The following is an 11746-nucleotide window of genomic DNA, read 5'->3' on the forward strand; positions in this document are numbered from 1 at the left end:
TTTAATCAGGGCCGGTACATTACCGGCCCTCTTTCCGTCAGTTCGGTATAGGCAAGCGTCTGATCCAGATGCCGCGCCCTGAGCGACAGCAGCCGTTCAGCATAGTTGAGCCGCACCGAGGCATAGGCCGGATGATCGGCAAGATTGCGCAGCTCCATCGGATCGTTGACGAGATCGAAAAGCAGCGCCGGCAATGCGGTGAAATGCACGTATTTGAATTGCTCGTCGCGGATGACGGCAAGATTCAACTCGTTCGACCGAAGGCCGAAATACCGCTCCGCCTCGCCATGAACGATATCCCGGAAATCGAATTCCCAGAAAGCCGCATCCCGCCAGCCCTGCGCTGCGCCGCCATCGAGGAAAGGCGCAAGCGAGCGCCCATCGATGCCATTGGCAGGCCTCATACCGAGCCGATCGCAGAGCGTAGGGAACACATCGGCGGCACTGGTGAATTTCTCGACGATACCGCCGGCGGAAGCCGCGCCAGGATCGCGGATGACGAGCGGAATATGATAGCTGCCATCGAAATAGCCGCCTTTGCCGAGGGTCCAGTGATCACCCGCCATCTCGGCATGATCGGACGTGAAGACGACGATCGTGTTGTCCCACTCGCCGGCATCCTTCAGCGCTTGCCAGATACGCCCGAGCTGGTCGTCTACCTCGGCAATCATGCCGTAGTAGATCGACCTGATGGCGTCGAAGTCGGCAGCGCTCAAATCGCTGAGCGGCCCTTCCGCCCCATGGATGAAACTGCCCTTGTCGGCACGCGGCATGGCATAGGCGAGATAGGGATGGCCTTGCTGTTCCATTTCGCGGCCTATCGCACGTGCAAATGCCGGGCCTTCGTCCGGCTTGAACATGCGGTTGTATGGCTCCGGCACAGAGAAGGGCGGATGCGGCCGCAGGAAGGAAATATGCGCGAACCACGGCGCATCCTGCTCGCCCATCCAGCGGGTGAATTCCCCGGCCAGGAAAGCGGTCTGCGTCTCTTCGCGCGAATAGGCTGGCGCCGCATTCGAGATTTCCCCTGCTGCAGTGCCGACCGGAATATGGATATCACGGCTGACGGCATCAGCGCGGCCGCGCGAACGCAGCCAGGAAAGCCATTGCCTCTCATGCTCCGGCAGAAGCTGGCGAACAGTGAAACCCGGCAGCACACCTTCATAGGTCGTCAGATGCGGATCATTGACATCCATATCGCGCGGATCGGGCGCCGTGTCCGTATAGCCGAACAGCGTCGGATCGTAACCCGCCCGTCTTGCCGCCAGCGCCAGATTGTCGAACCGCCGGTCGAGCGGCGAGCCGTTCCGGCAGACCCGGTGGTTCATCTGGTAGAGGCCGGTATAAAGTGTGGCGCGCGCTGGCGAGCAGGGAGCCGCACCGGCATAATGGCGACGGAAAAGCGTTCCCTCCTTCGCCAGGGCATCGACATTCGGTGTCCGGACGCAGGCGTGCCCCACAGCCGAGAGGCAATCGCCGCGCCATTGATCCGCAGTGATGACGAGAACGTTGCGCCGTGACCCGCGTTCAGTGATGATTTGATCTCGCATGCCAGTTCCAGGCCGACTGAATGATCTGCGAGAGATCATACTGTGGCACCCAGCCCAGCACGTCCCGCGCCTTGTCGTTATTGGCGACCAGCGTGTGCGAATCGCCTTCGCGACGACCGATATACTCGACCGGGAAGGGCTTGTTGGAGACGTCCTCGATGGCGCCGAGCAATTCCTTCACAGTGGTACCGGTGCCCGTGCCGAGATTGAGCGCGACGGATTCGCCGCCATCCAGCAGATATTGGACGGCGCGCACATGCGCGTCGGCAAGATCGAGAACATGGATATAGTCGCGCACGCAGGTGCCGTCGCGCGTCTCGTAATCGCTGCCGAAAACCTTGAAGCCCTGGCGACGGCCCAGCGCCGCATCGATCGCCAGCGGGATCGCATGCGTTTCCGGCTGGTGCCATTCGCCGACCCGGCCTTCGAAATCGGCACCGGCAGCATTGAAGTAGCGCAGCACGACGGAGCGAAGGCTCTTGTACTGGTCGTAATCGGCAAGCGCTTGCTCGACGATATATTTGGTACGGCCATAGGGATTGATCGGCACCTGACGGTGCGTCTCATCGAGCGGCACGCTCTGCGGCAGACCATAGGTCGCGCAGGTGGAGGAGAAGACGAAAGCATTGATGCCGGCGGCCTGCGCTGCCGACAGCAGCGTCAGCGTGCCGATGACGTTGTTCTCATAGAAGGAGACCGGATCCTTGACCGATTCGCCGACTTCGATCAGCGCCGCGAAATGCAGGATCGCCGACGGCTTGTGCTTTGCCAGCACCTCATGGAGCCGGGCGCGATCGCGAATATCACCCTCTTCCGCCGGTCCCCATTTGACGAATTCGCGATGGCCGTTGGAAAAATTATCGAAGACGACGGGCTTGTAACCCTTGTTCGCCAGATCGAGACACGTATGCGAGCCAATATACCCAGCGCCGCCAACGACGAGTACCGTTTCACCTGCCATACATCTCACCTTTTGCAAGCCACAGATGCGCAGACCTTAGCCAAGTTACACGTCAGTAAAAAGTTATCTCGGTTACATATCTGCAAAAATAAGAAGATTAGAGACGGCTTGCATACGGAATACGCCTTTCGGCAGGGCGATTGACTTGCCGGCCACATAAAAAACCGGACACGTCTCGAGTGTGCCGGCAACGGCTTTCGCATCAGAGACATTCGTTATATCGCTAGCGACGTCGGCAATGAACGCGGCCGTCTCAGCCGTTTAGTTGTCGCAGAGATCAGGCGACATCTGGCCGACGAACCGTTGCGCTATAATGTTACCGTCGAAAGCCTGCTTATTCAGGCCTAGAGGAGGAAATATGAAAAAGGCGATCATCGTCTGGGGCGGCTGGCTGGGCCACGAGCCGGAGCCCTCCGCCAATATCGTTGGCGAATTGCTGCGCGAGGATGGCTTTGCAGTCGAAATCACCAATGATCTAGGCATATTCGGGTCGCCGCTCCTCGCCAGCGCCGATCTGCTGGTGCCGATCATTACCGGCGAGAAGCTGGAAAAGCCGCATGCGGATGCCCTGGTCGAAGCTGTTCGCGGTGGCCTCGGCCTCGGCGGCCATCACGGCTGCCTTGCCACCTCCTTCAAGGAAAGTGCCCCCTTCCGCTACGTCTCCGGCGTCACCTGGGTTGCCCATCCCGGCAATGTCATTGACTTCCGGGTTGCCGTAACGCGGCAGGACGATCCGTTAATGGAGGGCATTCCAGACTTCGACTACCGCTCGGAGCAGTATTATCTGCACTATGATCCCTCGGTCGAAATCCTCGCTACCACGACCTTCACCGGCCAGTACGATCCTGCCGCGCGCAATGTCGCGATGCCCGTCGTCTTCAAGCGACATTTCGGCGAGGGCCGCATCTTCTATTCCGCACTTGGCCATGTCGCCGCTGAATTCAGCCACCCCTACATGCCCCTCATTCTCCGGCGCGGTCTCAGTTGGGCCGCTCGCCAGTAATCGGGGCAGGATCGGAAGGAGCTGCGATGCTCGGTTGGGGGCTTCGATGAACATACAGAACCGAGGACCGTTCAGGCCATGATTGCGAACAAGCCCGCCTGACAATGAAAAAGCCGCCGGCGCGACGGCCAGCAGCCTTTAGCATTCAGTATATAAAAGCGCCTCTGCGACGCCGGCCTCAGCCGAGCCTAGCGGCCAGCCGCCTTGCGCCGGCTGCTATCACTATCCTGCGCCTCAGCCTCGTCATAAGCGCGCATCAGGCGCCCGGCTGCCTTCAGCTTTTCGATGAGATCGCTCCCATCGGCAGAGGCCTTGGTGGCTTCAAGCTGTTCGAATTCTCTGTGCGCCTGCGCCCAGTGGCTTTCGCCCCGACCATGCGGCCGGCCTTCCTCTTCCCAGATGGCATATGCCCGCTGGCTGACCCAATCATCCCGATTACGACTCATTGCAAAAACCCCAGCCAATAAATACGCACACGCAATACCAATGAGAATAAAGGTGCCAGCCTGGACTTTAGGAGTCGTTACTGCGGGATGTAATTTTGCAGGATAAATTGCTTAGAAAAGAGTAGTTTTTCGTTGGCTATAGTTAAAAGGGCGGAAACGTTCGTCCGCCCTGATATGTTCAAACAGCGATAGACTCTTCAACCGCTTCCTCGGCTTCACCGGTACCTCGTCCCATGAAGGTGAAAATGACGATTGCCGTCAGAATGGTAATGCCGGTTAGAAACCACAGAAGCAGGCCGAAGGCACTATTATAGGCACGGATGAGTTCCAGTTCTCCCATGCCGGAAAGAGCCTGGCCCGCACCGTTGAGATCCCCCGTCACCAGTCGCTGTGCCGCCACTGTCGCTTCATGGCTTGTTCCAAGATAGGACTGCGTCAGTGCGGAGAGGACCGCACTCACGATAGCGAGCGCCACCCCTTCGCCGGCAACGCGGGTCGTACTGAAGATCCCGGTTGCCATGCCGGCACGCTCCTTCGGCACGACACTGACGGCAAGTCCGTCCATGAGACCCCAGGGCAGGCTGATGCCGATACCGATCGTCAGCAGCGGTGCGATAAGCGCCACATGGTCCGAACCGACGGGAATGTGCGCGAGCCAGAAGAGACCGGCAGCCGAAATGACGAGACCGACGCTGCAGATCGTTGCTGCCGGCAACCACCGGGTCAGCAGCCCGGCCGCGATCGGCAGGATGAGAAGCGGACCGGAAAGCGCGATCATCATCTGTCCGGCGGCAACCGCACTCAAACGCTCGACACCGACGAAGCGCACCGGCAGCAGGATCAGCAGGACGACGAAAGCATAAGCGGGAGCCGCCGCCAGAAGCTGCACACCGACAAAGCGAGGGTAGCGGAAAAGCGTCAGATCAAGCATCGGCCGCTTTACGAGATGCTCGATGAAGCAGAAGAGGGCTATCAGCAGCGCCGAGCCAAGAATGAGCCCAAGCGTGAGAGCATCGCCCCAGCCGCTTTCCGGCACCCGCAGCACGCCATAAGTAAAGAGCGATAGGGCGAGCGTGAAGCTGATAGCGCCCGGCCAATCGAGCCCCCTTGCCTCGGGGTCGCGGGTTTCCGTCAGGAATACCGCCCCGAAAACGAAAGCGATGATTGCGAGGCCAACCACGAGTGCGAAAATCGCTCGCCACCCGAAGGCCTCGATCATCATGCCCGACGCCATCGGTCCGAACGCCAGGCCAATACCGAAACTTGCACCGACGAGACTGAAGGCGCGCATGCGTTCCTTTCCGTCAAACTCCTGTGCCAGCGATGCCATTCCGCCGGAAAAGGCCGCGGCCGAGCCGAAACCCTGAAGCGCGCGAAGGCTGTCGAACCAGATAATGTCAGGCGAAAAAGCAAGCCCGCCGGCAAACAGGATGAAGGCGGCAAGGCCACACAGGAAGATGCGTTTGCGGCCATAGCTGTCTGCCAGCGCGCCGGCCGCCATCAATGTGCTGCCGAATGTCAGCATGAAGGCATTGGTGACCCAATTATGGGCAATAGGGCTGCCGCCAAGTTCGGCACTGATCGCCGGCAGGGCCACCGCGGGACCAGTGAATGTGAGCGGCATAGCCGCGGCCGCAGAGCAGACGGCGATCAAGACGAAGATTTTCTCCGCGATACTTGTAGGTTTGGACTTGTGGGGAACGGTCATCTGATATCCGCTGGTTCGAGGGTGGGACGCGCTTGGGAGGGGCGCGGGGCGCTGAAACGCCTGGACTTCGATTGCGGAAAGCAGCATAAATTGAGGATAATTCTTCGATAACCTATGGTTTGTTCCGCGTATAAAGGAAGAAACCGCTCGAATGGACCTGCATATGGACCAGCCGCTGGGTGGCCTCACGGCATTTGTCAGAACGGCGGATCTCGGAAGTTTCGTCGCCGCCGGGCGTGCTCTCGGCCTTTCCGCCTCCGCTGTCGGCAAGGCTGTGACCGCGCTTGAACAACAGCTGGGCGTCCGCCTGTTCCAGCGCTCGACACGAAGCTTGCGGCTGACGGAAGAAGGCCGCCTGTTCCACGAGCGTTGCCGGCGTATCCTTGATGACCTGGAAGACGCCCAGGCCTCACTGGCACAGGCTGTCGCGACCCCTCGGGGACGGCTGCGCGTCAGCGTGCCGCTTGTCAGCTACCATCTGATCCTGCCGATCCTGCCGGAATTTGTGAAACTCTACCCGGAGGTCGAACTGGATCTCGACTTCAACGACCGGATTGTCGACCTGATCGAAGAAGGCGTCGATGTTGCAATCCGCAGTGGAACCTTACCGGATTCGAGACTGATGTCGCGTGCGCTGCGCCCGTTTCAACTCTTGCTATGCGCCGCGCCTGCCTATCTGGAGAAACACGGCACCCCCGATTGCCTCCGTGATCTCGAAGGCCATCGGAGCGTCCGGTTCCGATTTCCCAATTCCGGAAAGCTGCAGCCTTGGCCGCTCAGCCTCTCCCCTGACCATCCGGAAATCAGAACGCGAACGGTACTGACGTGCAACAATATGGAGGCGCTGCGCGGCGCCACCATCAGCGGAATGGGCATCGGCTGCATGCCGGATTTTCTCGCGCGCGACCCACTGGCCGACGGCAGGCTGCGCACCGTGCTGGACGCCCATATAGACGCCCCTGCCCAGTTCCACCTGCTCTGGCCATCCAACCGGCATCTTTCACCCAAGGTCCGCGTTCTCGTCGATTTTCTCAGCGAAAAGCTCTTTTCAAATCGTTGTGAGATTTACACGGAGGAAGAGCGGCGATCACAGCCCTTGAAGCCCTGAAAAGTTGCACCACCACAGATGATTGCATAGTTTCGCGAGAGAAATTGAGGGGTAAATCCGTTGCGGGCACCCGGATGAACGGTCAAGACGCTTGCCGCCTCGAAGAGAAAGCTGGTCTTGTCGGTCGCACACGCAACCCAACCCGCGAACGCAATATCGATCTCCGAAGCCGATTAGAGTGAGATCCAGATCAACGAGTCAGAAATACATCCTCTGGTAGCGAATTCAAAACTTTGAGGAACAAAGGTTGACGCGATAACCAGTAATGGATATAGAGCGCCATCGATACTTTGTTTGCCGTTATTTGTTTTTGCTGCGCTTCGCGCTTCTTGATCAACTTTCCCTCTCAAAAGTCGAAACAACCGCCGTGCGTCGCCCGGCGGCAGATTAATCGTTGCTATGAAAGGGTTTGTTATGACCACCGGCACAGTTAAATGGTTCAACGCCACCAAGGGCTTCGGCTTCATTCAGCCTGACGACGGCAGTGCGGACGTCTTCGTTCACATCTCCGCAGTCGAGCGCGCCGGCATGGGCTCGATCGTTGAAGGTCAGAAGCTTGGCTATCAACTTGAGCAGGACCAAAGGTCCGGCAAAATGTCCGCAGGCCAGCTTCAGGCCGCTTAAGGCTTAACTCCCCATGACCACGGATGTACTGGCATGGTGATGAAGGCATAGAAGGCCAGGCGGATGTCTGGCCTTTTTCGTTGGTATTGAACTGCCACCGATCCGCAATCTGCCCATGCCGAAGAGCTGCTACCGCCGGCTTTCAACCGTATCGGGTCGAAATCGCAGATGCCGGTCGCAAACCCGCTGCCAAGCCTGCCATGTCCGTGCTGCGCGCGGCGATAAAAGGCGACTGCAGAGAATGTCACAGACCCGCATTTCAAAACGATTACACCATTCAAGGACCTAACTTTGACTACAACCGAAAAAAGCACCAAAGACACCGCGCCGGCGCCACTGGTCTCGCTGACGCCGACCCAGATCAGGGGTTTAAAGCTCGCCAAGGACGGTGACCTGTTTGCCCAGGACGGCAATAAATGGACCCATCTGAACGCCACCGTCACCTATGCCAGGACCGACCGTTTCAAGGAGCGGCCAATCAAGGTGAAATTCCTGACAACGGCCACGTTGAACGAATTGCGAGATTACGGCTTTCTGCAGAGCCTGGACGCAGATGCGACCCCGGAAACCTCCGCGCAGGGCATTACCATGGCAGGCAAAATGTGGCTCCTGAAGAATAAATGATCGCTGAGTAGAACGGATATTGTGAGCGCTGGAGGTTTGATCTGTGACATCGGCAGGTTTCGCATGCTGTTTCGACGCGGCCGACCTCAGGCTGAAACAAGCATTATGAAAAGCCTTTAGTTATCAGCGACATAGTGGCGCCACATCACTGCCGGTTAAAGCACTGACTCGTAAGCATATCCCACTAGCCGATCACGTTCTGCGAACTGAAATCGACCTTATTGGCAGAATTGAGATCAGGGTAAACAACAGGTATCACGCCATCCGCGCTGAAAAAGCACTTTTCATAAGGGTTATGAAAAGGACGTGGCGGAGAGGGTGGGATTTGAACCCACGATACCCTTGCAGGTATGCCGCATTTCGAGTGCGGTGCATTCGACCACTCTGCCACCTCTCCGCATATTTGGTCGGCGCTTGTTCGGCGCGGGCGTTCTCATAACGAGCAAATGACAGACTGGCAAGCCGAAATCTCAAGCTTTTCCATCCTTTTGCCTTGACACCTTTTTGTCACTCGCGTATCCCGCTTTCGCAATAGGAGTGGAGTAATCCGCCCCTTGCCCGCCTCGCGCTCGCGCGGGGTTTCACCGGCAGACCAGAGTTCCGGGCTAGTCCCTGAAATCCCTGCTTAACTTCGACTGATAAGAAGACAGCCACCTGCGTATTGCGGGGAGAGCTGGATCGAACATGAAAGGATAAAATAATGTTCGCAGTCATCAAGACCGGCGGTAAGCAGTACCGTGTGGCAGCCAACGACGTGCTGACCATCGAGAAGCTTGAAGCCACCGCTGGCGACTCCATTGAATTCACCGAAGTCCTCGTGATCGGCGAAGGCGCCGACGCAGCGATCGGTGCGCCCTTCGTAGCCGGCGCCTCCGTCAAGGCGGAAGTCGTCGACCAGACCCGCGGCAAGAAGGTTATCGCCTTCAAGAAGCGCCGTCGTCAAAATTCGAAGCGTTCGCGCGGCCATCGCCAGCATCACACGGTTGTCCGTATCACGGACATCGTGGCTGCCAAGTAAGATCAACGGGTTTCAGGTTTAAAGGAGAACTCCAATGGCACATAAAAAAGCTGGCGGTTCCTCGCGTAACGGTCGCGATTCCGATTCCAAGCGCCTCGGCGTGAAGAAGTTCGGCGGCGAGAACGTCGTAGCCGGCAACATCATCGTTCGCCAGCGCGGTACGCAGTGGCATCCGGGCGCCAATGTCGGCCTCGGCAAGGATCATACCATTTTTGCGCTTACGGCTGGCAATGTGGACTACCGAACGAAGGCCAATGGTCGCGTGTACGTGTCTGTAATGCCGAAAGCGGAAGCAGCGGAATAAGCCGGTAGCGCTCAAAAACAGCCGGCGTCTCATCGACCCGGCTGACCGTACCAGGTTCAGTCCAGAAAACAGGGGAGATGGGGCGCCATCTCCCCTTTTTCTTTGTCCAAACAGGAGGACTGAACATGCAAGGCGAATTGATAAGGGTCGACCAATCACGGTCAACCCGGGAAGACCAGCGGTCTTCCACGGAACGGCTGAGGCCGGAGCGGCTAAGGACCGATTGCCCTGTCTTGTTATCGGAAAGGCTCGTCATGCGCGCGCCCCACGAAGAAGACATTGACGCCCTTGCCCATCTCGCCAACAACGCCAAAGTCGCCACCATGGTATCGCGTATGCCGCACCCCTATACCGCCAATGATGCCGCCGACTTTGTTTGGCGTACGCGAAATGGCGAGATTGGCAAGTGCGTCTATGCCATCACCAAGGCCGAGAATGGCGCCTTCATGGGTTGCTGCGGAATAGAGCCGCATACCGACGAGAAGACCGTCGAGATCGGCTACTGGCTGGGCGAACCCTATTGGAACCAGGGTTATATGACCGAGGCCTGCCATGCCCTCGTCGACATGGTGTTCAGGACGCGGCAGCAGGTCGAGCAGATCGATGCCCGCTGCCGGGTCATGAACGTCGCTTCGCGCCGCGTCATCCAGAAGTGCGGCTTCCAGTTCCAGGGATCCGGCCTTGCCGCATCGCTGGCACTCGGCAGCAACGTGCCGGTCGAATGGTACCGGCTCGACCGCAAGACCTGGATGTCGCTCAGAAGCTGGGGTGCAATCTCATGAACGCCGCACCCCTACAAAGACCCGGGACCAAGCCCATGATGCCCGGCCCCGCGCCGCTCATATCAACGGCGAGGCTGACGCTTCGTCCCCATAGGCTGAGTGACGCTTCGGCGATTGCGGAATCACTTTCCGATTTCGCAGTCACCCGCATGCTGGCCCGCGTTCCCGCCCCTTACGACCGGCAGGATGCGCTGGACTGGCTGATTCCGGTCATATCGGGCGTCATGCCGGATTGGGCGCTGGCAATAACAGGCAATGACGACGTCCACATCGGCAATGTGTCGATAGAACTTCGTCACGGCCGCTGGCACCTCGGTTACTGGCTGAACCGCTACTACTGGCAGCGCGGCTATATGAGCGAGGCGGCGGAAGCCGTGCTGGAGCGTTTCTCGCGGCGCATGCCTGACGTTCCGGTTCATTCGGGCGTCTTTGCCGACAATCCTGCATCGCTCCGGCTGCAGGAGAAGCTCGGTTTCCGGATGACCGGCTGCAGCGAAATCTACTCTTTCGCCCGCAACACCATGGTCGCCCATATCGAAACCGTGCTGCAGCCAGGTGCTCTGCAGCAGAAAAAGGTCGCCTGACATCGGAAGGACGCCGCTCTGATGCATGTCGCGCAAAAGTGTGCAGCGGTTTTGCGATAACGACATGCACGAAACAAAGACCTTAAAGCGAGGTGAGCGATCTGAAGATCGCGGCACGCTTTAAGGGCGGCGTCCTTTCAATCGCCGATCTCGACCCTCAGGGGAAAATGATCGGAACCCAGGGAATTCGTATCAATGACAGCGGATTTCAACCGGTCCTTGAGGCCGCAACTGACGAAACAGTAATCGATATGCATGCGCTTGCCGTGATCTTCCGGATCCATCCAGCTGTAGCTGCCGGGCCCATAGGCGCCAAGCGCCGCAAAGGCATCGATCGGCGTGCCGATCCGCGCCGTGCGACCATAAAACCCGTCAAAAGCGCCGGCGAAGGTGCAGTATTCCGGCGATTCCGGCTCCATATTGAAATCGCCCATGATCACGTAATCCTCCGGGAGCGGCGGCTCGGGAAGCCCGAATTCGCAGGCTCCGGTCAGCGACGCACCCTCCTGAGTGAACGCATTGATGCGGTCGCCGAGATGGTGGAGCTGCGCAATGCGCTCGTCGATGGAAACGTGGTCGAGATGGACGGAATAGACGCGGACAGCACCATCAGGGATGGCAATAACGGCTTCCGTCGCGCCGCGCTGCAAATTGATCTTGTCGACCGTGCGGCTGCGCGGCAGAAGCAGCGTTCGCGTCGACAGGATGGGCCAGCGCGACAGAACCATATTGCCGAACTGGAAACGGGTGCCGCGCGGCGGGGAAACCTGGCCTTCCGGCGCCTCGACATGTATGTCGCAGGCCGGTCCATAGACCCAGAAATGGTCGGGAAACAAGGCCGCAATGATGGCGGGCATGTCGGCATAATCGTTCCGAACGAAACCTCTCGTCACCTCCTGCAGGGCGATGACATCAGCGCCTTCGAGACTTTTGGCGATGCGTTCCAGATCGTATCTGCCATCGAGACCGAAGCCGTACTGTATGTTATAGCTCGCAAAAATCACGATATTCTTTGACCTCCGCCTGAACCGCCT

General features: G+C 58.7%; 13 protein-coding genes and 1 tRNA gene. 8 read left to right on the plus strand and 6 right to left on the minus strand.

The window, feature by feature from the left end; translation table 11 throughout:
• Positions 1-5: 5 nt before the first annotated feature.
• Entirely contained in the window at positions 6-1550 is a 1545-nt protein-coding gene (locus tag AB4Z13_RS09315; RefSeq protein WP_439016875.1) for an alkaline phosphatase family protein, read from the minus strand.
• On the minus strand, positions 1528-2511 hold the full coding sequence (gene galE, locus AB4Z13_RS09320) for a UDP-glucose 4-epimerase GalE (RefSeq protein ID WP_439016876.1): 984 nt from the start codon (positions 2509-2511) through the stop codon (positions 1528-1530). The genes AB4Z13_RS09315 and galE overlap by 23 nt, the downstream gene beginning before the upstream one ends.
• 358 nt (positions 2512-2869) lie before the next feature.
• Here galE and AB4Z13_RS09325 point away from each other — a divergent pair, with 358 nt between their 5' ends.
• Entirely contained in the window at positions 2870-3514 is a 645-nt protein-coding gene (locus tag AB4Z13_RS09325) for a ThuA domain-containing protein (protein WP_439016877.1), read from the plus strand.
• A gap of 188 nt (positions 3515-3702) precedes the next feature.
• Here the strand turns inward: AB4Z13_RS09325 and AB4Z13_RS09330 are convergent, their stop codons facing one another.
• Both AB4Z13_RS09330 and AB4Z13_RS09335 read right to left on the minus strand, forming a co-directional pair.
• Positions 3703-3960: a DUF2934 domain-containing protein gene (locus AB4Z13_RS09330; RefSeq protein ID WP_439016878.1), complete on the minus strand. Its 258-nt coding sequence runs from the start codon at positions 3958-3960 to the stop codon at positions 3703-3705.
• 178 nt (positions 3961-4138) lie between these two features.
• Positions 4139-5668 carry an MFS transporter gene (locus AB4Z13_RS09335; RefSeq protein ID WP_439016879.1) on the minus strand — a complete coding sequence of 510 codons (1530 nt, stop codon included), beginning with the start codon at positions 5666-5668 and terminating at the stop codon, positions 4139-4141.
• Between the two features lie 163 nt (positions 5669-5831).
• Between AB4Z13_RS09335 and AB4Z13_RS09340 the strand changes: the two genes are divergently transcribed.
• The 3 genes from AB4Z13_RS09340 (at position 5832) to AB4Z13_RS09350 (ending at position 8024) form a co-directional block, all read left to right on the plus strand.
• Positions 5832-6776, plus strand: a complete 945-nt coding sequence (locus AB4Z13_RS09340; protein ID WP_439017285.1) for a LysR family transcriptional regulator — start codon at positions 5832-5834, stop codon at positions 6774-6776.
• A gap of 414 nt (positions 6777-7190) precedes the next feature.
• Positions 7191-7400: a cold-shock protein gene (locus tag AB4Z13_RS09345; RefSeq protein ID WP_007824862.1), complete on the plus strand. Its 210-nt coding sequence runs from the start codon at positions 7191-7193 to the stop codon at positions 7398-7400.
• A gap of 336 nt (positions 7401-7736) precedes the next feature.
• Entirely contained in the window at positions 7737-8024 is a 288-nt protein-coding gene (locus AB4Z13_RS09350) for a hypothetical protein (protein ID WP_162747993.1), read from the plus strand.
• 307 nt (positions 8025-8331) lie between these two features.
• On the opposite strand, the gene AB4Z13_RS09355 is transcribed toward AB4Z13_RS09350, so the two are convergent.
• Positions 8332-8421 (minus strand) — tRNA-Ser (locus AB4Z13_RS09355).
• Positions 8422-8724: 303 nt separating this feature from the next.
• Between AB4Z13_RS09355 and rplU the strand changes: the two genes are divergently transcribed.
• The 4 genes from rplU to AB4Z13_RS09375 all read left to right on the plus strand — a co-directional run bounded on the left by rplU (position 8725) and on the right by AB4Z13_RS09375 (position 10712).
• On the plus strand, positions 8725-9042 hold the full coding sequence (rplU, locus tag AB4Z13_RS09360) for a 50S ribosomal protein L21 (protein WP_088677425.1): 318 nt from the start codon (positions 8725-8727) through the stop codon (positions 9040-9042).
• Positions 9043-9076: 34 nt separating this feature from the next.
• Positions 9077-9346, plus strand: coding sequence for a 50S ribosomal protein L27 (gene rpmA, locus AB4Z13_RS09365; protein ID WP_007824841.1), 270 nt, complete (start codon positions 9077-9079; stop codon positions 9344-9346).
• A 125-nt stretch (positions 9347-9471) separates the two neighbouring features.
• Positions 9472-10128, plus strand: coding sequence for a GNAT family N-acetyltransferase (locus AB4Z13_RS09370; RefSeq protein ID WP_310389685.1), 657 nt, complete (start codon positions 9472-9474; stop codon positions 10126-10128).
• Complete coding sequence (locus AB4Z13_RS09375) at positions 10125-10712, plus strand: GNAT family N-acetyltransferase (RefSeq protein ID WP_439016880.1); 588 nt, start codon at positions 10125-10127, stop codon at positions 10710-10712. The genes AB4Z13_RS09370 and AB4Z13_RS09375 overlap by 4 nt, the downstream gene beginning before the upstream one ends.
• Positions 10713-10849: 137 nt before the next feature.
• Here AB4Z13_RS09375 and AB4Z13_RS09380 read toward each other — a convergent pair whose 3' ends face one another.
• On the minus strand, positions 10850-11716 hold the full coding sequence (locus AB4Z13_RS09380) for an endonuclease/exonuclease/phosphatase family protein (protein ID WP_439016881.1): 867 nt from the start codon (positions 11714-11716) through the stop codon (positions 10850-10852).
• Between the last annotated feature and the right edge of the window lie 30 nt (positions 11717-11746).

Source organism: Rhizobium sp. YAF28 (assembly GCF_052113285.1).
Classification (GTDB): domain Bacteria; phylum Pseudomonadota; class Alphaproteobacteria; order Rhizobiales; family Rhizobiaceae; genus Rhizobium.